This is a genomic window from Bdellovibrio sp. HCB337 (genome assembly GCF_047302465.1).
In the GTDB taxonomy this organism is placed as follows: domain Bacteria; phylum Bdellovibrionota; class Bdellovibrionia; order Bdellovibrionales; family Bdellovibrionaceae; genus JACMRP01.
Map to the genome: position 1 here is coordinate 2,123,527 of NZ_CP178621.1, position 19,248 is coordinate 2,142,774.

General features: G+C 44.9%; 19 protein-coding genes. 13 read left to right on the forward strand and 6 right to left on the reverse strand.

Annotation, left to right across the window (positions count from 1 at the left end; translation table 11 throughout):
• Position 1 precedes the first annotated feature (1 nt).
• From scpB to ACLWBB_RS10290, 4 genes are read right to left on the reverse strand one after another with little or no spacing between them, the layout of a single operon-like run.
• Entirely contained in the window at positions 2–1,432 is a 1,431-nt protein-coding gene (gene scpB, locus ACLWBB_RS10275) for an SMC-Scp complex subunit ScpB (RefSeq protein WP_413291558.1), read from the reverse strand.
• Positions 1,425–2,480 carry a segregation and condensation protein A gene (locus ACLWBB_RS10280; RefSeq protein ID WP_413291560.1) on the reverse strand — a complete coding sequence of 352 codons (1,056 nt, stop codon included), beginning with the start codon at positions 2,478–2,480 and terminating at the stop codon, positions 1,425–1,427. Before ACLWBB_RS10280 ends, scpB begins: the two co-directional genes overlap by 8 nt.
• A gap of 28 nt (positions 2,481–2,508) precedes the next feature.
• Positions 2,509–3,537, reverse strand: coding sequence for a tryptophan--tRNA ligase (gene trpS, locus ACLWBB_RS10285; RefSeq protein WP_413291561.1), 1,029 nt, complete (start codon positions 3,535–3,537; stop codon positions 2,509–2,511).
• On the reverse strand, positions 3,534–4,193 hold the full coding sequence (locus ACLWBB_RS10290; protein WP_413291562.1) for a site-2 protease family protein: 660 nt from the start codon (positions 4,191–4,193) through the stop codon (positions 3,534–3,536). Before ACLWBB_RS10290 ends, trpS begins: the two co-directional genes overlap by 4 nt.
• 187 nt (positions 4,194–4,380) lie before the next feature.
• Here ACLWBB_RS10290 and ACLWBB_RS10295 point away from each other — a divergent pair, with 187 nt between their 5' ends.
• From ACLWBB_RS10295 to ACLWBB_RS10355, 13 genes are all read left to right on the forward strand, one after another.
• Positions 4,381–5,547: an acyl-CoA dehydrogenase gene (locus tag ACLWBB_RS10295; RefSeq protein WP_413291602.1), complete on the forward strand. Its 1,167-nt coding sequence runs from the start codon at positions 4,381–4,383 to the stop codon at positions 5,545–5,547.
• A gap of 3 nt (positions 5,548–5,550) precedes the next feature.
• Positions 5,551–7,077 carry a peptide ABC transporter substrate-binding protein gene (locus ACLWBB_RS10300; protein ID WP_413291563.1) on the forward strand — a complete coding sequence of 509 codons (1,527 nt, stop codon included), beginning with the start codon at positions 5,551–5,553 and terminating at the stop codon, positions 7,075–7,077.
• Between the two features lie 3 nt (positions 7,078–7,080).
• Positions 7,081–7,830, forward strand: coding sequence for a substrate-binding periplasmic protein (locus ACLWBB_RS10305; protein WP_413291564.1), 750 nt, complete (start codon positions 7,081–7,083; stop codon positions 7,828–7,830).
• Positions 7,831–7,981: 151 nt separating this feature from the next.
• On the forward strand, positions 7,982–8,206 hold the full coding sequence (locus ACLWBB_RS10310; RefSeq protein WP_413291565.1) for a hypothetical protein: 225 nt from the start codon (positions 7,982–7,984) through the stop codon (positions 8,204–8,206).
• 140 nt (positions 8,207–8,346) lie between these two features.
• Entirely contained in the window at positions 8,347–9,465 is a 1,119-nt protein-coding gene (locus ACLWBB_RS10315; protein ID WP_413291566.1) for a S41 family peptidase, read from the forward strand.
• 153 nt (positions 9,466–9,618) lie between these two features.
• Positions 9,619–10,365, forward strand: coding sequence for an SDR family NAD(P)-dependent oxidoreductase (locus ACLWBB_RS10320; RefSeq protein WP_413291567.1), 747 nt, complete (start codon positions 9,619–9,621; stop codon positions 10,363–10,365).
• On the forward strand, positions 10,362–10,745 hold the full coding sequence (locus ACLWBB_RS10325; protein WP_413291568.1) for a 6-carboxytetrahydropterin synthase: 384 nt from the start codon (positions 10,362–10,364) through the stop codon (positions 10,743–10,745). The genes ACLWBB_RS10320 and ACLWBB_RS10325 overlap by 4 nt, the downstream gene beginning before the upstream one ends.
• Positions 10,742–11,485, forward strand: a complete 744-nt coding sequence (locus ACLWBB_RS10330) for a pseudouridine synthase (RefSeq protein ID WP_413291569.1) — start codon at positions 10,742–10,744, stop codon at positions 11,483–11,485. Before ACLWBB_RS10325 ends, ACLWBB_RS10330 begins: the two co-directional genes overlap by 4 nt.
• Positions 11,486–11,586: 101 nt before the next feature.
• The gene (locus ACLWBB_RS10335) at positions 11,587–13,164 is read left to right on the forward strand and encodes an ABC transporter substrate-binding protein (protein ID WP_413291570.1); all 1,578 of its coding nucleotides are present in this window, start codon (positions 11,587–11,589) and stop codon (positions 13,162–13,164) included.
• A 9-nt stretch (positions 13,165–13,173) separates the two neighbouring features.
• Positions 13,174–14,205 (forward strand): ABC transporter permease, encoded by a 1,032-nt coding sequence (locus tag ACLWBB_RS10340; RefSeq protein WP_413291571.1) that lies wholly within the window; start codon positions 13,174–13,176, stop codon positions 14,203–14,205.
• A 1-nt stretch (position 14,206) separates the two neighbouring features.
• Positions 14,207–15,070 (forward strand): ABC transporter permease, encoded by an 864-nt coding sequence (locus ACLWBB_RS10345; protein ID WP_413291572.1) that lies wholly within the window; start codon positions 14,207–14,209, stop codon positions 15,068–15,070.
• Position 15,071: 1 nt separating this feature from the next.
• Positions 15,072–16,037, forward strand: coding sequence for an ABC transporter ATP-binding protein (locus ACLWBB_RS10350; protein ID WP_413287427.1), 966 nt, complete (start codon positions 15,072–15,074; stop codon positions 16,035–16,037).
• Positions 16,034–16,795, forward strand: coding sequence for an ATP-binding cassette domain-containing protein (locus ACLWBB_RS10355; RefSeq protein ID WP_413287428.1), 762 nt, complete (start codon positions 16,034–16,036; stop codon positions 16,793–16,795). Before ACLWBB_RS10350 ends, ACLWBB_RS10355 begins: the two co-directional genes overlap by 4 nt.
• Here ACLWBB_RS10355 and ACLWBB_RS10360 read toward each other — a convergent pair whose 3' ends face one another.
• Together ACLWBB_RS10360 and ACLWBB_RS10365 are read right to left on the reverse strand one after the other, a co-directional pair.
• Positions 16,796–18,223 (reverse strand): hypothetical protein, encoded by a 1,428-nt coding sequence (locus tag ACLWBB_RS10360; RefSeq protein WP_413287429.1) that lies wholly within the window; start codon positions 18,221–18,223, stop codon positions 16,796–16,798.
• Positions 18,224–18,401: 178 nt separating this feature from the next.
• Positions 18,402–19,208: a DUF455 family protein gene (locus ACLWBB_RS10365; RefSeq protein ID WP_413287430.1), complete on the reverse strand. Its 807-nt coding sequence runs from the start codon at positions 19,206–19,208 to the stop codon at positions 18,402–18,404.
• Between the last annotated feature and the right edge of the window lie 40 nt (positions 19,209–19,248).

Genomic DNA, 19,248 nt, shown 5'->3' on the forward strand with positions numbered 1-19,248 from the left:
ACTACATCGGAGCTTCGTCTTCGCCGATGTCGTCTGCCTCGCCTAGGAATGGCAATTCGTCATCTTCGGAGAACTCTTCAGAAGCTTCTTCCTCAGTTTCAGCGTCGAATTCAGCAATCGCTTTCTGCAATTCTGGGTTTTCTTCTGACCCAGCCGCCTCAGCACTCGCCTCTTGAGCCACAGCGCCTTCTTCAGACACTACTGGAGCCGACTGCCCTGCTGCCAAAGCTTCATCGTAACGCTTCAACCAGTTCACATCGCGAGTTGGTACGGATTCTCCCAAAGCCAAAGCTTCGCGGATGTTCTGAGCTTTTTCTTGATCACGTTTTTCACGTTGACGGATTTTCTCTTTTTCAAAGAAGTCCGAAGAAGTTGCGATCTCTTCCAATTGTTCCGTGATTTTTGTGAGTTCTTCTTCCCCTTGAGAGTAAGAATTTCCCACAAGCTCAGACATAGAGTCTGTGATCGTCGCCAAAGTTGGTTTTTGAACCTCTTCATCCTCACCGATTCCTTCTGGAAGAAGTTCATCGATCTGAGAAAGAGTTGGAAGTTCTTTAAGATTACGCAGACCGAAGATCTCAAGGAACTTACGAGTCGTACCGTATTGCATAGGACGACCAGGAAGTTCGCTCTTACCTTCGAAGCAAACCAAGTTCTTCTCCATCAAAGCGCGGAGCAAGTGACCTGACTCCACGCCACGGATAACATCCACTTCGGATTTAACCAATGGCTGCTTGTAAGCAACGATCGCCAAAACCTCAAGAGCCGGTCCAGACAATTTGAATGGACGCGCTTTCAAAGTGCGGCGCATGAATTCCATATTATCGATCTTCGTACGTAGCTGATAGCCCCCCGGAACTTCTTCCAAAGTCACGCCACGACGACCACCCGCATATTCCACAGCCAAGCTGTCTAATACGCGACGGATTTTTTGAGTATTAATATTCGTACCTTTAAAGACCAACTTCAAAGAAGCCAGACTTACAGGACGATCAGAAGCAAATAGGATACTTTCGATGATGGACTCAAGACGCTCTTCTTCAACGAATTCAACTTCTTCGATTTGAGCAGATTCAAAACCGTCAAGCTCAGTGCCTTCTAGAGAAACTTCAGAACCTTCTACTAAAGCCTCTTCAGCCAATAATTCTTCAGCATCTTCTTCACTGACTTCAGGTAAGAAGCCTGGAGTTTCTTCCTCCTCTTGCAAGAAAATAGCAGCATCAACTTCAACGTCGGAAGACTCTTCAGACATCTCTTCGTTGTTTTCTTCAGCTTCTTCAGATTCAGCCTTCGCCTCTTCAGCAAAGAACTCTTCAGGAAGAGCATCCCCTTCGCTGTTCTTTTCTGCTGTACTTAGACCTTCGTCATTAAATAGCGATGCGGATTCAAAGGCCTCTTGTGCCAAATCGGATACTTTCTTTTTCTTAGCCAAGAGTTCCCCCCTCTACGTTGCCATCATTCGTGTCGTCTTTAAAAAGTTCTTCTTCTGCTGCGAAAATTTCTTCGTCACTTGCCATATCTTCTGTGATCTCTACGGTCTCAACAGCGATTTGGTCGGCAGAAACTGGAGTTAATACCATTTGTGGATTGTCTTCGGCGTCTTTCAACACGAAGTCCTCAGCAGAAGCACCAGCTGCCGATTGAGCTTCTTCAAAAGCCGCTTCCTCAGCAGCTTCTTTTTCAGCTTTTGCAAACATCTGTTCAGCCATCGCATCCGCATTAACGGTGCCGTATTCTTCCACGCTTGAAAGAACATCACCCTCGATAGGCTTTCTAGCTTCTACATAAATGTCAGAATAAACTTCGGTCTGAAATAAAGAGACAAAACCCATTTTACCAAGCTCAAGCAATGACAAGAAGGTGATCAGAGCTTGGCGCGCGCGATCTTCCGTCACAGTCACCAAATCCATCATCACGACCTTTTGTCCTACGAACAAACGATCTTTGATTTCAAGAATACGACTAGAGATCGATTGAGCTTTCGCCGTAACTTGATGGATTTTCTTTTTCGCAGTCTTAACAACTTTGCGATAAGTTGCGATCAAAGAGAAAAGCGCGTTCTCTTCAAGAATGATTTCATCTTCTTTCGGAGCCAGAGTCTCTCGCACACCACGGACCCACAAATCGCGACCCAAAAGAGGACGATCATAAAGCATTTTTGCGGCTTCTTGATACTTTTGGTATTCCAAAAGTTTTTGCACGAGCTCTTTACGCGGATCTTCTGTTTCAACGATCTCACCGTTTTCATCGTACTGAGGAAGAAGCATGCGGGATTTAATATGAATCAGAGTTGAAGCCATCGCCACGAATTCGCCGGCTACTTCAAGATCCAATTCCTTCATGAGCTTGATATATTCAAAATACTGCTTCGTGATTTCATGGATCTTGATATCCATGATGTCCATCTCTTCTTTACGGATTAGATAAAGAAGAAGACCTAGAGGACCTTCGAATTTAGGAAGCTGAATATTAATACTCATTTATTTTTGTTCCCCCTCAACGCTGACCTTAAGTGCTCCACTTCATACATGAACGAATAATGCCCAGTGTTTTCTGAGCTTCTTTACGAGCTTTCTCGCAGCCTGCGTCGATGATTGAATCAAGCAGTTTTGGATTATTCAACAATTCTTTTTTCTTTTCTCGAGGTTCTTTGGTTAGAGCGTCGATATTGCTGAATAATTTAGCTTTGCAATCGCCACAACCAATGCCCGCAGTACGACAACCCTGCTCTACCCAGCTTAGATCTTCAGCAGTTGAGTAAAGTTTGTGATAACCATACACAGAGCAAACTTCTGGATTGCCCGGATCTTCACGACGCACGCGTTGTGGATCGGTCACCATCATATTCACATTCTTCTTCAGAGTTTTTTCATCTGGAGTCAGAAGCATGGTGTTGCCATAAGACTTCGACATCTTACGACCGTCTAAACCTGGCAAAACCGGCACATCTGTAAAGAGTGGCGTTGGCTCTGGAAGTTTCGCTTTATAAATATGATTAAAACGACGGATGATCTCACGCGAGATTTCCAAATGTGCTGTTTGGTCTTTTCCAATTGGCACTTTTTCGCCGCGGTAAATCAAAATATCTGCCGTTTGCAAAACAGGATAACCAAATCGTCCCAAGTTGTGGGTGTCGTTGGCTTTGGCCTCTTCTTCGGCATCTTTCCATGTCGTGACGCGTTCAAGCCATCCCATCGGGGTGAGGTTCGCCAAAATCATAAAGAGTTCGATATGCTCCGGCACTCTGCTTTGAACAAACAAAGTCGACTTCTCAGGATCCAAACCCCAAGCAATAAACTCGGCGATCATATCGCGAGTCCATGGCGCCACGTCCACAGTACTTTTATAAGCTGTGGTCATTCCATGCCAATCCATTGCACCAAAGAAGCAATCGTAGGTACCTTCGTTTTGAAGTTTCACGAAGTTACTGAGAGCTCCCCAATAGTTTCCAATATGAAGGGGGCCCGTCACGCGAATCCCACTCATCACTCTTTGGCGACGAGGAGGTTTTGCTTCTGCTACTGGCGCTTCACTCATAGAAGACCTCCGAGAGCTGTTCTTAAAAGAAGCTCTTGGGTCCAAAAGACCGGAACCGCAAGGATCTGCAGAGCACCTGTTAAAATCAACGCCATCAGAATCATGCTAGTAATATGCTCGTTTTGCTCAAGTTTTTGATTCATGTGCGCTGGTAAAAATCGAGCTAATACTTTACCGCCATCCAGTGGATTCAACGGAATCATATTAAAGACTGCCAAAAACAAATTTGTCGTAATGAACACCTTCATGATTCGCAAAAAAGACATCACCACATCAGAGACCATAAAGTAACGCGCTGTAATGGCGATGATCAGAACTCCGATCACGGCCAAAAGAACGTTGGACAACGGCCCTGCAAGAGCCACCCAGAACATGTCTTTACGGGCGTCTTTTAAATTTCTCGGGTTCACCGGGACAGGCTTTGCCCAGCCAAAGAAAATCGGCGTATTGAACACGATAGAAATCATAGGCAGCATGAATGTGCCGATCCAATCCATGTGAGCACCAGGGTTCATCGTCAAACGGCCCATCATTTCAGCGGTGTTGTCACCACGAAGCTTGGCCACCCAACCATGAGCAAACTCATGAAAGCAAAGTGCGAACAAAAACGGAATGTAGTAAACGCCTACTTTTGCGCCAATTTCCATGAAATCCATAGCAACCCTTCACCATCTCTCTAGAGTGATCCTTCAACGCTAACTGAGAGCTAGATGAATGTCTAGAAGCAGTTCTTTTCCTGCGTAAAGATCAAGCATCAAATGACGCGTAACGTGCTTATTGATTCCGAGAGGGCTTGCAGCTAGTTTTTAGAGGCTTTTTTTCACCTATTTGAAGGAGTTTATGATGTCTAATTCTGTTGATGCACGCCCCGCTTTGACCATTCTTTCTGAAGACGAAATGGCGTTCCGTGATGCCGTTCGTACCTTTGCTGAGTCTGAGATTAAACCTCATGTTACTCACATGGATGAGAAAGCCGAGATGGATCCAGCGATCGTTAAAAAACTTTTCGAAATGGGCTTGATGGGTATCGAGACTCCAGAAAAATACGGTGGCGCAGGTTCTACTTTCACAATGGCTTGCTTGGCTGTTGAAGAGTTGGGTCGCGTTGATGGTTCTGTCAGCGTTCTTTTGGACGTACAAAATACTTTAGTGACAAATGCCTTCCTAAAATGGGGCACTGAAAAACTTCAAGCGAAGTACTTACCTAAAATGGCTTCTGAATGGGTGGGAGCTTACGCTTTGTCTGAGAGCTCTTCTGGCTCTGACGCTTTCGCATTAAAATTGAAAGCAGAACTTAAAGGCGACAAATACGTATTGAACGGTTCAAAACTTTGGATCACGAACGGCAAAGAAGCAAATGTCTTTATCTGTTTTGCCAACGTGGACTTCGGTAAAGGCTATAAAGGCATTACTGCTTTCGTCGTTGAAAAGTCTTTCAAAGGCTTCTCTGTTGGTAAAAAAGAAGACAAACTTGGTATCCGCGCAAGTTCTACTTGCGAACTTCTCTTTGAAAACTGCGAAGTGCCTTTAGAAAACGTTTTGGGTGAAGTCGGCAAAGGTTACAAAATTGCGATCGAGACTTTGAACGAAGGTCGTATCGGTATCGGTGCGCAAATGGTGGGTATCGCTCAAGGTGCTTACGAAGCGACTTTGAACTACATCAAAACTCGCGAACAATTCGGCAAATCGATCGCTCAATTCCAGGGCGTTCAATTCCAGTTGGCTGAAATGCGTACCGAGCTCGAAGCAGCTCGCTTGATGGTTTACAATGCGGCTCGCTTGAAGGATTCTGGTCAAGATTTCATCGAAGCGGCGGCAATGGCAAAATTGTTCTCTTCACGCGCGGCTTGCAACATCACATCTACGGCAGTGGATTTGTTCGGTGGTAACGGTTTCACGAAAGAATACCCTGTCGAGAAATTCTGGCGCGATGCTAAGATCGGTCAGATCTACGAAGGAACAACAAACATGCAACTTCAAACCATTGCTAAAATGGAGCTTGATAAGTAGATCATGAAGCTTGCGAAGAATTTTCTATTTTATTTCAGTCTTTTCTTCGCAAGCGTTGCTTTCTCAGCCGGGGAACAACCCGGCGAGACCTTCCGCTTTCATCTTTCGAACGAGCCCAGCACTTTAGATCCTCATCAGCAAAAATCTTCGGCTTCTAGTTACTTACTGCAAAATCTTTATCGCAATCTTTTTGTCTATGATAACGACAAAGGCTTGGTTCCGGATTTAGGTGAAAGCTGTAAACGCGAAAGTCCGTTGGTATTGGTCTGCAAACTTAAAAAAGGTTTGCAATGGAGTGATGGCACAGCCCTCACTGCTGACGACTTCCTAAAAGGTTATCAACGCGTTTTAAATCCGAAAGAGTCTTCTCCCCGTGCAGATTTGCTTTTTAAAATTAAAAATGCAGGCGCTATTTATAAAGGTCAGAAAAAAATCGAGACCTTGGGCATTACGGCTCCGAACAGCACAACTCTTCGCTTTGAATTTGAAGAAAAAGACCCGGACTTTGAATACAACTTAGCAAGCTTCCTGCTTTCTCCAGTAAAAAACACATTAAAACCAGGACAGAAAGCTTCTGAACTGGTTGTGAACGGTCCTTACAAAATCGCTGATTGGATCGCTGGCCAGAAAATTCAACTTATCAATAATACCTTCTACACGTCTGGCAATTCCCAGAAGCGTCCGCTGGTCGAAGTTCTCTTTGTGAACGAAGACAGCGTCGCTTTGCAACTCTATGAGAAGAATGAACTCAGCTTCTTACGTCGTTTGCCGACTCTTTACATTCCAAAATTTAAAACGCGTGCCGATTTCCATTGGATTCCGGTGGTCCGCTTTGACTACATTGGTTTTGGTCCCGCACTGAAAGACACACCAAAGCTGCGCGAGGCCCTGGCTCTTGCTCTTAATTACAAAGACTTGCAGAAAGTTTTTTCCTCTGAAGGAGTTCCTGGCTGCCCCGGTATTCCAAGCAGTTGGATGACTGAAGAATTATGTTACAAGTTTGATGCTAAAAAAGCGAAGAGTGTTTTATCAGAAGAGAAAAAAATCCCGGCGAACTTAAAGCTTATGTACTCCTCTTTGGGAGGCGAAGATCATCGTCGCGCGACCGAGTGGATGCAATCACAGTGGGATAAAAATCTTGGCGTGAAAGTGCAATTACTTCTTCGCGAGAACAAAGTTTTCATAAGTGACCTGCAGCAAAATCCACCGGCTCTTTTCAGAAAAGGCGTGGCTCCAGATCGTCCAACATGTTTAGCAACTCTTGAGACTTTTGCAGACTGGAGTCCTGAGAACTACATCCAGCTCAAGGATCCAGAGTTTCAGGAATTACTCAAAAAACTTGGCGATACTTCCTCGGGTTTTGATCAAAAAAAGCTTTGTACACAAGCTGTACGCTTCTTAATGGACCGTCACCTCCTGATTCCTTTGGGATCGATTCATTTTGCAATACTCGCAAAACAAAAATACAGCGGTTGGCGTCTTAATTCGATGAACCAACTTGATCTTGCAGGATTAGAGTCGAAGAATTAAGAGATGCACTCTCTTACTCGCTACTTTGTAGCGTGCACATTCTTCTGCTCCTTTTTGCTGAGCAGTCTCTGCCATGCAGAGACTTGGAAAATTATTACCCTCGACTGGCCCCCATACACTAACGAAAAGGATGCAGAACTAGGCGCCGCCTCGAAAGCTTTGAAAGAAGCCCTGCACTCCGTCGGTATCAATGTTGAGTTTGTCTTTATGCCGTGGAGTCGCGGTATCTACGAAGTTAAAAAGGCCGATTACGTAGGCATTTTTCCCGTATGGAATGGCGGCGCCCACAAAGAGGGGAAACTTTCGCCGATCCTTTTTTCATCGCCCATTGGTTTTGTCTACAACAAAGACGAAATCCACCATTGGACAAAGCTTGAAGACTTTAAGGGGCTCAACATCGGTATCGTGCAAAGTTACGAATACCCTGATGAGATCTTAGATCTTGGTAAAAAAGGCGTCTACCACCTGCAAAGCGTAACCAGCGACGAACAGAACCTTCACAAAGTCGCTTACAAACGGATTGATCTTACGATCGTAGATCTTGTGAACGCGCGCTACCTGACTGAGGTTCGCCATCCCGAGCTTAAACCACTTCTGACTTTTGATCCGAAGATCTATCAGAAAGCGGACCTTTTCATTTCTTTAAAGAACGATAAGCACTTCGAAGAAAGATTTAAGAAGCTCAAAGAAGCCTTTAAGAAAGTAAAAACTCAAAAGATCGTTGACCAATACGTACTCAAAATTCTCAAATAGCGTCTCATTCTGGAGCGAATAGAGCCTATTTCAACTCAAACTAAGACATTCATCCCCACAACTTTTGTCTCAACTTTTCCCAACCTAGGCCGATAAGTCTAACATCCAGTCCTGATACGACAGGGTAGAAACAACAGGGGAGATTTTTCCGATGGCTGAAGATAAAAAGCACGACAAACAAGTTCCAAATAACGTGATTCAGTTGGGTCCTACTAAGTGCACAGCTGAGGGCTGCAGCAAAAAGCCAGCTAAAGCCAGCTTCTGCGATGAACACTTCGAGTGGTTCAAAGCAGGTTTGATCACGAAAGAAGGCATGAAAGCTGCCGACTTTGAAAAGAAACATTACCATTTTATGCGCGCGAAAAAAGCCGCTTAAGGTGTTTATAACAGTTCCTGAAACTCTCTAGAAACCTTGCGAATTCATTTCCGTTATAAAGGCTGGTCAAGATGATCAGCCTTTATTTTTTGTCCAAAATGCATAGTGACCCTTTGCAAATTCAGAACTAACATCGATTTATGAATTTGAGTTTCAAAGATCTGCTTTTTGATCCGAACCTACCGTTAAAGACCCAAACTCACCTCTCGAAAAAAGAGGCTCAAGCAGATCTTGAGATGCTTCACTATGCTCTAACTCGCGCCTACCCGGCCTGCTGGAAAATGAATTCTGACGAATGGGCTCGGATTCTTGAAACCCTTCAAAACATCACTCTTCCAGAAAGTATCGACCGACGAGAGTTTGGCTCTATGATTTCGGATATTCTTTGGGATATCCCGGATGGCCATCTGAAAGTTCGCTTTGGCAGCGAAACTCTCGGCGCAAAGTTTCATAAAAACCTTCGACAAGTTTCCACAGGAAGTAACGTCGCAGGCACTGATGTCTGGAAGATTGAAATGCACGACAGCCCAAGGGGATCTATCCCCGTTTTTGGGATCTCTCGCTATCCTCAGTCGAGCGAACCACATTGGCAGGGTTTTCTGGAAGCTGTTAAGCACAATTTGAAGGCCTCGGCTCTGGTGATCGATCTTCGCGGTAATGACGGCGGTGATGATACAAAAGCCATCGAGATGACGTCCCTTCTTTTAGGGCACGATCTGCATATTGATTGGGTCCGAGAGGTCATTTGCGAATCTGCAGAAGCCTATGCTTTGCAAATTAATACGTATTCAAAAATTATTTGGATAAACTACGACTCAAAAAGCCTTGAAGCGCCCGCTGAACTTAAAGCGCATTTAGAGTATTTAAAAACTCGCGCTAGTGAGCTCCAAGGGCAAAAGCCGCAAAAAACCATCCACAAACTCCCGGCACTTTCCAAAAAGAGTTTAGGTGCTGGCGCGTTTAATAAACCTATCTATGTCCTAATAGACGCAGAAACACGCTCTAGCGGAGAGTGGACCGTGCTCTATCTCAAACAACATCCACAAACCGTGGTGGTTGGTGACAACACGTTTGGAATGATCCACTTTGGAAACTCGGGTCAGCTCTTATTACCGTACAGTCAGCTGACCGTAGCACTTTGTATGAAAATCAATGAACTCATTAGTGGCGAGTTCTATGAAAAAATCGGAATTCCGCCGACTATTCGAGTCTCCAACGAAGATTCGCTGAAATATACGCTTACAAATTTGATCAAGTAAGGTTTTACAGGTGGCCCCAGAGGGCCATGAAGAAAATGAAACCGAAAATGAAGTATTTTAGGCCGACTTTCGCGGCGTCTTGTAACGACATGTCTTCTCATCGGCCAAAGTTCCTGCTAACATGACCTTCCTAGACTTAAGATGGAGTTTTTCATGAAAAAAGCCGCCCTCATCACTGGTGCCAGCTCTGGAATTGGCCAAGCCACAGCCCTTGAATTTGCCCGTAATGGCTACTTTATCTATCTCATGGGCCGTAACCGCGAACGCCTTGAAGAAACCGCTCTGCAATGTACTTCGGGTGCTGCGATCCTCGCTTGCGACCTTAAAGACCCTGCCCAAGTTGAAAAACGCGTCAAAGAAGCTACTGAAAATCCTCTCTTCCGTTTGGAAGTTCTCGTCAACAACGCGGGCGTTTTCCACACCCACAGCATGGAAGAAGGCACCGACGAGATTTGGACTGAACAATTTCAAGCAAATCTCTTGGGCCCGGTCAGACTCACCCGTCTTTTGATTCCTTATTTCAAAAAACACGAAAAAGGATCGATCGTAAATATCGCATCAACTCTGGGGCTCAGACCAAGCTCCAACACCGGCGCTTACTCTGCCCTGAAAGCCGCACTTATTAATTGGACTCAAAGCCTTGCTCAAGAAACTGGAGCCTTCGGTGTTCGTGCAAATTGCGTCTGCCCAGGCCTTGTTGATACTCCGATTCACTCATTCAATGCACTTCCGGCTCTGCAAAAGGAAGAGGTTCTGAAGCAAATGTCGAGCCTTCAACCTCTAGGCCGTATCGGCACTCCACAGGATCTGGCGAAGAGTATCTATTTCATCGGCTCGGACCAATCTTCGTGGACCACGGGGGCTGTTTTGGCTGTTGATGGCGGGATCAATTTGCAATGACGAAAACCCTGATCCTGAGCGAAATTTTCTCGGCCGCTCACCTTTATCACCAAAAAGACTGGTCTGATGGTGAAAATGCGGCCTGTTTTGGCAAGTGCTTTACCAAATACGGGCACGGCCATAACTATCGCTTTGAAGTTGGCTTTACGAACCCCCAAGGCCCGGTGGCAGCCCTTAAAACTCACGTAAAGGCCGTCACGGACCTTCTAGATCACCAACACCTTAACTTCGTGATTCCTGAGTTTAAGGACGTCGTCCCAACCACCGAGAATATTGCCCAATACCTCTTAAAAAAACTTCAAGAGCGCTGTCCAAACGAGAGTCTTTCCTATATAAAACTCTTCGAAATGGACGATTTGTGGGTGGAGATCCGATTATGAGCGCTGGCGATGACAACAAAGTTCGATTGTCGAAATTAATGGCTGAAAAAGGCCTGTGCTCTCGTCGCGAGGCCGATGTTTATATCGCTGCTGGTCTTGTGTTTGTTGATGGCGAAGTTGTTTCTGTCCTTGGCACCAAGGTGTCTCCGAACGCTCGTGTTACACTTGATTCTCAAGCGCTTAAAAATCAAAAGAGCCTTGCTACCATCTTGTTAAACAAACCTATCGGCTACGTTTCGGCGCAACCAGAGCCACAATATACCCCGGCAATTAAACTTATCACTCCTGAAAATCAGTTTGGCACAAGCAAAACAAAGCTTAAGCAAGAGCATTTTGAAGGCCTTGCAGTAGCAGGTCGTCTTGATATCGACTCTCAGGGTTTATTGATTTTCACGCAAGACGGCCGTATCGCAAAACAAATCATCGGCGAAAATAGCGACATCGAAAAAGAGTACCTTGTTCGCGTTGAGGGCGTTCTCCCGAAAGAGAAACTCCAACTTCTCCGCCATGGGCTTGTTCTTGATGGCAAGCCACTTCTTCCTGCGGTTGTTGAGTGGATCAACGAAGACCAACTTCGTTTCATCCTAAAGGAAGGAAAAAAACGTCAAATCCGCCGCATGTGCGAGGCTGTGGGCCTTCGAGTGCGCGGTCTAAAGCGTGTTCGAGTCGGAAAAATCAATCTCGGACACCTTCCAGAGGGAAAATGGCGCTTCCTCGAGCCCGGAGAGAGCCTCGATTAGTGCTTTCTTAGAGGCATTGCACAATACGCCGAAAACATAGCTAGCAATATTGTTAAGTTCATTTAACAATCTTTCAGATAGAAAACTCATTGGAGGATTTCATGAAAAGATTGTTTTGCGGACTAATTTTGGCAAGCGTGTGCTCTGCAGCTCAGGCCAAAACTCTTGTTTATTGTTCTGAAGGAAGCCCCGCTTCTTTCAACCCACAACTTGTTGCCGATGGCACTTCTCTCAACACTGCTCATCCCATCTACAACGGACTTGTTGAATTCGAAATTGGCACTACAAAAGTAGTTCCGGTCTTGGCAGAGTCTTACACGATCTCTAAAGACAAACTCACCTACACTTTCAAACTTCGTAAAGGTGTAAAGTTCCACGCTACAAAAACGTTCACACCAAAACGTGACTTCAACGCCGATGACGTTCTTTTCTCTTTTGAAAAACAATGGAAGAAAGATCACCCTTACCACAATGTCGGCGGCGGTACTTACGAATACTTCGAAGGCATGGACATGGGCAAAGTGATCAAGTCGATCAAAGCCATCGATCCAATGACTGTTGAAATCGCATTGAACTATCCAGAAGCCCCGTTCTTGGCGAACATGGCAATGCCATTCATGTCGATTCTTTCTAAAGAATATGCTGACCAATTGGCGACTGAAAATAAAAAGGAACAAATCGACCTAGCACCTGTAGGCACTGGTCCTTTCGTATTCCAGTCTTATGCTAAAGGAAGCTCTATCAAGTATTCTTCTTTTGATAAGTACTGGGGTAAAAAAGGAAACGTTGAAAAGTTGATCTTCGCGATCACACCAGATGCAAACGTTCGCGCGCAAAAATTAAAAACGGGCGAATGCCAATTTGCAACAGACCCAGCTCCATCCGATTTGCAAGCATTGCAGGCTGATTCAAAACTTCACGTAGCAAGTGCTCCTGGCATGAACGTGGGTTACCTTGCAATGAACGTTACTAAGAAGCCTTTCGACAACGTCCTTGTTAGAAAAGCGATCAATCACGCTTTGAACCGCAAGGCTTACATCGACGCAATCTTCTTGGGTAATGCGACTGTTGCGAAGAATCCACTTCCACCAACAATCTGGTCTTACAATGAATCTGTAAAAGATCATGACTACAACCCGGAAAAAGCCAAAGAATTGCTAAAACAAGCAGGTCTTGCAAATGGCTTTGAAACTGAAATGTGGACTATGCCAGTTTCTCGTCCTTACAACCCGAACGGTAAAAAGTTGGGCGAGATGATGCAAGCCGATCTTGCGAAAGTTGGCATCAAGGTAAAACTTGTCACTTTCGATTGGCCAACTTACTTGGCTAAATCTAAAGCCGGCGAACATGCATTGATCCAATTCGGTTGGACTGGCGATAACGGCGATCCAGATAACTTCTTGGGCATTCTCTTAGGCTGCTCAAGCGTTGATTCTGGCTCGAACTATGCACGTTGGTGCCACAAGCCTTTCAACGATTTGATTCTTGAAGCTAAAAAGAACACCGACGTTAAAAAACGTACGGACCTTTACAAAAAGGCTCAAGTTATCTTTAAAGATGAGGCTCCTTGGGTGACGATCGATCACTCGACTGTTTTCAAAGCAATGTCTAAAAACGTGAAGAACTACAAGATGGACCCATTGGGTGCCGACATCTTCAATCACGTAAGCATCGAGTAGGTTTAAAAAGTGTTGCGCTTTCTTGGAAAGAAATCTTTAGAAGTGATTCTCACCCTGGTGGGAATCACTTTTTTCTGTTTTCTTTTAATCCGCCTTGTTCCTGGCGACCCAGTTCTACTACTGACTGGCGAGCGCAACATGGATCCCGCTGTTTACGAAGAAGCTAAACGCAAAATGGGCTTGGATAAACCAGTCCCCGTGCAATTTAGCAACTACGTCCAACAAGTCGCTCGTGGCGATCTAGGCACTTCGGTGCTTTCCAAAAACAGCGTATGGGGCGAGTTCAAAGAACGCTTTCCCGCAACCTTAGAACTCAGCATCGTTGCAATGATCTTTGCGACAATGTTTGCGATTCCTTTTGGAATTCTTGCAGCCATAAAGAAGAACTCCTTCTTTGATTATTTTCTGATGAGCACCTCACTAACCGGCTATTCAATGCCGATTTTCTGGTGGGGGCTCGTTCTGATTTTATTTTTCTCGGTAAAGCTTGGTTGGACTCCGGTCTCGGGCAGGATTGCGCTTGAGTTTGATATCCCAGTGAAGACTGGACTTTATCTAATTGATACTCTTCAAGCCGAAGTTCGTAGTGCCGAAGGTTATAAACCTTTCTGGAGCGCGCTTAAGCATTTGATTCTTCCAACGATCGTTTTAGGAACCATTCCTCTTGCGATCATGGCGCGTATGACTCGCTCAAGCTTTTTAGAAGTTTTGGGCGAAGACTATGTTCGCACAGCGCGCGCAAAAGGACTCTCTGAATTCCGCGTGGTTTTGATTCATGCTTTTAGAAATGCCTTAATTCCAGTAGTAACAACGCTGGCTCTTTGTTTTGGTAGCATCATCACTGGTGCAATCCTGACCGAAACTATTTTCAGCTGGCCTGGCATCGGCAAGTGGATCATCGCAAGTATTATGTCACGCGACTACCCAGCGATCCAAGGTGGAGTCCTCATCATCGCCTTTATTATCGTGTTAACAAATACACTTGTGGACCTAATTTATATTTATTTAAATCCACGCATTAAGAATGAGCTTTTGAAATAGTATGAAAGAATTTTTCACAGACCTCGCAAAAGACATTCGAAAAAACAAGGGCGCCTTAGCGGGACTCCTATTTATTCTATTCTTCCTGGTCTTAGGAATTCTAGCACCATTGATTGCACCCTATCCACCAGATCAAGTGATCGATGGTGCTTTACGCTTAGATCCGGGAACTCGCTTTGGTGAACATTATTTCTTATTCGGTACTGATGATATTGGTCGTGATCTTTTTAGCAGAATTATTTACGGTTCCCGTGTTTCTCTTCTTGTGGGTTTAAGTGTCGTGGTTCTTTCAGCTTCCATTGGTACTCTATTAGGTCTTCTTTCAGGATACTTCGGCGGCTGGACAGATCGAGTGATTTCTAGGGCCATGGATTTTATCATGGCTTTACCAAGCGTTCTTTTTGCCATTGTGATCGTGGCGGTTTTGGGACCTGGTCTTGTGAATGCCGTCGTTGCGGTATCGATTGTAGCACTCCCAAACTTCACCCGCCTGATCCGCGCACAAGTAATGGCCGAGAAAAGCAAACAATACGTACAAGCGGCTCAGCTTTATGGCGCTAGCCACTTAAGAATTTTATTTAAAGAAATCCTTCCAAATTGCGTGGCACCTTTGATTGTTCAGGGAAGCCTTGGCTTTAGTGATGGTGTTTTAAATTGTGCAGCTCTTGGTTTCTTGGGCCTTGGCGCACAAGCACCGACTCCGGAATGGGGTACGATGCTTTCAGACGCTAGAAACTTCCTAGAAAGCAATCCGTGGATGGTGAACATTCCGGGAATTTGTATTTTGATCGTCGTTCTTTCTTTCAACCTTTTAGGGGACGGTCTTCGCGATGCCTTGGACCCTCGTCTGAAAAATCGGGTGTAAGATGTTGTTGGAAGTTAAAGATCTCTCAGTTCTTTTTAAAACAGAAGCTGGCCCACTAGAGGCCCTACGTTCTGTTGATTTAGAACTTGCTGAAGGAGAAATCCTTGGCGTTGTGGGCGAATCAGGATCAGGGAAAAGCGTAACAAACTTGGCACTGATGGGACTTCTTCCTTCAAATGCGTTGGTGCATGCTAAAAAAGTGCGTTTTGCTGGAAAAGATTTGGATCTGAACTCGCAAAAAGAACTTCGCCAAATTCGTGGCTCGCAAATCTCTATGATCTTCCAAGATCCGATGACAGCATTAAATCCAAGCCTGACCGTCGGTTACCAAATGGTGGAAACTTTGCGCTGCCATTTTGATATTTCTAAAAAAGTGGCAACCCAAAGAGCGATCAGCTTGCTTGAACGTGTCGGTATCACGAATGCTGAAAGTCGCCTTAAGTCTTATGCTTTTGAACTTTCAGGTGGCATGAGCCAGCGTGTGATGATCGCAATGGCGATTAGTTGCCATCCAAAACTTTTGATCGCGGATGAACCAACCACAGCACTCGATGTGACAATCCAAAAGCAGATCTTGGATCTATTGCTGGACCTACAAAAAGAAAACAAGATGTCGATGATCTTCGTAAGTCATGACCTGGCCCTTGTAAAAAAATACTCGCAGCGCGTGCAAGTTATGTATGCAGGCGAAGTGGCAGAAAGCGGAACGACCGAGGATGTGATCAAACATCCTCGCCACCCCTACACGTTTGGTCTTTTAAAAGCCCGTCCAAGCGCTCACGAAGGCGTTGCTAAAGAAGAGCTCTACTCGATCCCAGGTGTTGTACCATCGCTGAGATCTCGTCCAAGCGGCTGCCAATTCCACCCGCGCTGTTTCCGTGCGACTGATATCTGTAAAAAACAAGATCCAGAGCTTACGGACTCTTCGCAAAGTTTTGCCTGCCACCACCCGTTGGAGATTTTATGAGTTTGCTCAGCGTAAAAAATCTCGAGAAGTCTTATGTTACAAAGACTATGCTTGGAAAAACCCAAGAACACAAAGTTCTAAAACAAGTTTCCTTTGAGTTGGAATCCAATCAAATTCTTGGCATCGTTGGCGAATCTGGTTGTGGTAAAAGCACGCTTGCAAAGGTTCTCACTCGCTTAGAAAGTTTCAGCGCCGGCGAAATCAAATTTGATGGCAAAGACCTTCGTAGTCTTGATTCCAAAGAGTTTCCGCATTTGATTCAAATGGTGTTTCAGGATCCGTATCAATCTTTGAATCCCCGCAAAAAAGCCTGGGAGATTATCGCAGACCCGGTTTTGGTAACTGAAAACATCTCTCGGAGCGAAGCTAAAAAAAGAGCCCTCGCGATGATGGAAAAAGTGGGACTTCTGACTGAAACCAGCGAACGGTATCCTCATCAATTTAGCGGTGGCCAAAGACAGCGTTTAGGAATTGCTCGCGCTTTGATGTTACGACCAAAGCTTCTCATTTTGGATGAGCCTGTGTCAGCCCTAGACGTCTCGATTCAAGCGCAAGTTTTGAATTTATTATTGAAGCTGCAAAAAGAATTTCAACTTAGTATGATTTTTATTTCCCACGATCTATCGGTGGTGAAACACATTTCAGATAAAACTTTGGTTCTTTATTTCGGAGAGATTGTCGAGATCGGACCAAGTGCCGAGGTCTTTAATAAACCTCAGCACTCATATACTCAAAAATTACTAGATAGCGCGCCTTAATTAGTTAGGACGGCATTTTACAGGCACCTCAGAGAATTGCTTTTGGTAAGCAGCTTTGTAGCTAACAAGGTCAAAGCGCAATTGTCCTGCTTCGCAAGTCTTCAACAAGACCGTCGCTGCAAGCTTCGTATTTGCAATTGTTTGCTTAAAGCTATCAGCTCTTAAACCAAAGCTATTTGCCAATACTTGATAGTTTGGACCTTGCTTTTCGAAGTCCAAAGCCAAGTTATAAAGACGTTGGTAAGTGTCTGGATTGATATGGCGAATACCTTCAAGCATTCCAGTCGTTTTTGTGAAGTTTGCGTAGTTAGCCAAACCACCAGCGTCGTTGTCACCAATCGATGTTTTTTGAACAAGGATCGGATTCATTGTTGCAAGCTCAGCTGGAACTTTGATGCTGTTCTTTTTCAAAAGACCTACTTCAGAATCAGCCTTTTGCAAATTTACTTTACCAGATGGATCTTGGTAAACCCAGAACCAACGGTAGTCGATATTACCAACGCGGTCTTGTTGGCTGAAGATATAATCAAGGATAACCATTTCAGACATTTCTTTCATCCACAAAGCCATTTGCGTTTGTGAAGGACGAACTGAACCAAAACCTTTTGCCATTGCAGAATCTTTAAAGGCTTGAGTAATACCCTCTTCGATGGCGTCTTCCATTGGTTTTGAAGATTTCAACGCCAAGAATGATGGAGTCTTTTGAATGTCCATGTTCTGACCTTTACCCCAACCGCTTGCTCTTGTACCGTTAACCTCAACGCCGTATCTTTCACCTTTATCTTTTAAGATAACACCGTAAATTTGTTCCAAATCAGAAGTAAAAAGATCTGCTGTTGGCTTTAGGCTTGTTGGGTTCTTTTCAGCATTCTTCATGTGCCCCCAACCAGCGATGTTCATCTTTGCATTTGAAGGTGGCGAAGCTTTAGAAGAAACGCGTTTATAGTGAGCATCTTTATCGATCGTTCTATAAACTGCGACTGGGATGTCAACTGTAGCATCCAATACGCGAGAGAAGTGATAATACAAGATTGAAGACCATGAATAAGTACCGCTTGTGCCAGCTTGATTCATTGTCGTTTTAAATTTCGCAACAGAATCTAGCGGAGAGCTTTTTCCACAAGACGTAGCTTCTACAGCTTCAGAACTTTTTCCAGTTCCTTTGTTGTCGTGGATGATTGTTCCAGGACTTGTACTCCAAGTCTTTGGACAAAGAGCTAAAGTGTTATTGTAAAAATCCATTGAGCAGAATTCTTTTTCTTTTTCAGCATCTTTGGAAGAGTATTTACCCATCGGAAGCTTGGTGACGGCAATACAAGACTCCGTAATTCCGCGCGGGGATTTAAAGTTAGAAACATCGCCTTGAACCGCTGCAAAAGCAGACTGAGCACCCATCAAAGTGACTAAAATAGCTAATTTGGAACGCATACTTCCTCCAAAGGTTTATTCTTCGAAGGACTAGAAGAGCAAAGAGCTTGCCTACAAAGTAAGATTTATAACCAATGGGTTGGTTTTTACGCTGTCTCGCTTTGAGACCAACAGATTTCGTCACTGGGATGTTTAGAACGTGCACGTTCCGAACTGTTACCGATGGCGTCCCGACGAGCTAGCGGACAGATGTGGCGCTCGCAAGCTTCTGGCGTGAAGGTAGAATGCTTTCGCGATAAGCCTCGCAAGCAAGGATTTCCTCTTCGGTGAAGCCCGCTTTTAGACGTAGATCACGATTGATTTTTTCCATGCGTTTTGGAAGTTTCCAACGAAGAGATTCCATACGACGTGGGAAATCAACGCTTGCGTCTATTTTTTCAAGCTGACAGATCTTACGATACCACTGGGAACCGAAATCAACGTGACCGATTTCTTCAAAATTGATTTGCCCCACAATCTTACGAGTGTGCTTCCCATCATCAATGCCATCAAGACGTTGAATCAAGTAGCTGCCGGCATCAAGACCGCTGCCCTCTAGATAGCGATGAACGATCAAAATACGATCTAATAGACTATCCTCGGCACTCACCGCACCCCATAAGGCACAATGAACGGGCCAATCTCCCCACTTAAACCCTAAATCATGGATACCTTCCAAACAAAGGCGAAGATGCGTCCCTTCAGAGACCGTCACAGCCATGAGTTCTTCGCGGAAAGCTTGGGGTGCATCGGGGAATTCCGCCAGAGTTCGAACACCCAACTCCATTGCCTGCAGTTCAATACTGGCAAGATCATGGAGCATACGAGCCTGCCCCTCTTTTAGGGAAAAACCCTTTTTAGGGGGGTGAAGTTTCGAATCTAAGACTTGAACATCCCGGGCTGGCCATTGGGGAACCGGCGCACTCCCCCCTTGCACGAGGAATTCGCAGGATTTTTGAATGTTTTTAATCTTTTCCCAGACATCTGGGGTGTCCATGACCAACATTTACCCCTTTTACATCCTGCGCCCTCTCTTGCCAAATATT

Coding starts and splice junctions, on each gene's coding strand:
- ACLWBB_RS10280 (WP_413291560.1), bottom strand. CDS start 2,480: ATGAGTATTAATATTCAGCTTCCTAAATTCGAAGGTCCTCTAGGTCTT.
- trpS (WP_413291561.1), bottom strand. CDS start 3,537: ATGAGTGAAGCGCCAGTAGCAGAAGCAAAACCTCCTCGTCGCCAAAGA.
- ACLWBB_RS10290 (WP_413291562.1), bottom strand. CDS start 4,193: ATGGATTTCATGGAAATTGGCGCAAAAGTAGGCGTTTACTACATTCCG.
- ACLWBB_RS10295 (WP_413291602.1), top strand. CDS start 4,381: ATGTCTAATTCTGTTGATGCACGCCCCGCTTTGACCATTCTTTCTGAA.
- ACLWBB_RS10300 (WP_413291563.1), top strand. CDS start 5,551: ATGAAGCTTGCGAAGAATTTTCTATTTTATTTCAGTCTTTTCTTCGCA.
- ACLWBB_RS10305 (WP_413291564.1), top strand. CDS start 7,081: ATGCACTCTCTTACTCGCTACTTTGTAGCGTGCACATTCTTCTGCTCC.
- ACLWBB_RS10310 (WP_413291565.1), top strand. CDS start 7,982: ATGGCTGAAGATAAAAAGCACGACAAACAAGTTCCAAATAACGTGATT.
- ACLWBB_RS10315 (WP_413291566.1), top strand. CDS start 8,347: ATGAATTTGAGTTTCAAAGATCTGCTTTTTGATCCGAACCTACCGTTA.
- ACLWBB_RS10320 (WP_413291567.1), top strand. CDS start 9,619: ATGAAAAAAGCCGCCCTCATCACTGGTGCCAGCTCTGGAATTGGCCAA.
- ACLWBB_RS10325 (WP_413291568.1), top strand. CDS start 10,362: ATGACGAAAACCCTGATCCTGAGCGAAATTTTCTCGGCCGCTCACCTT.
- ACLWBB_RS10330 (WP_413291569.1), top strand. CDS start 10,742: ATGAGCGCTGGCGATGACAACAAAGTTCGATTGTCGAAATTAATGGCT.
- ACLWBB_RS10335 (WP_413291570.1), top strand. CDS start 11,587: ATGAAAAGATTGTTTTGCGGACTAATTTTGGCAAGCGTGTGCTCTGCA.
- ACLWBB_RS10345 (WP_413291572.1), top strand. CDS start 14,207: ATGAAAGAATTTTTCACAGACCTCGCAAAAGACATTCGAAAAAACAAG.
- ACLWBB_RS10350 (WP_413287427.1), top strand. CDS start 15,072: ATGTTGTTGGAAGTTAAAGATCTCTCAGTTCTTTTTAAAACAGAAGCT.
- ACLWBB_RS10355 (WP_413287428.1), top strand. CDS start 16,034: ATGAGTTTGCTCAGCGTAAAAAATCTCGAGAAGTCTTATGTTACAAAG.
- ACLWBB_RS10360 (WP_413287429.1), bottom strand. CDS start 18,223: ATGCGTTCCAAATTAGCTATTTTAGTCACTTTGATGGGTGCTCAGTCT.
- ACLWBB_RS10365 (WP_413287430.1), bottom strand. CDS start 19,208: ATGTTGGTCATGGACACCCCAGATGTCTGGGAAAAGATTAAAAACATT.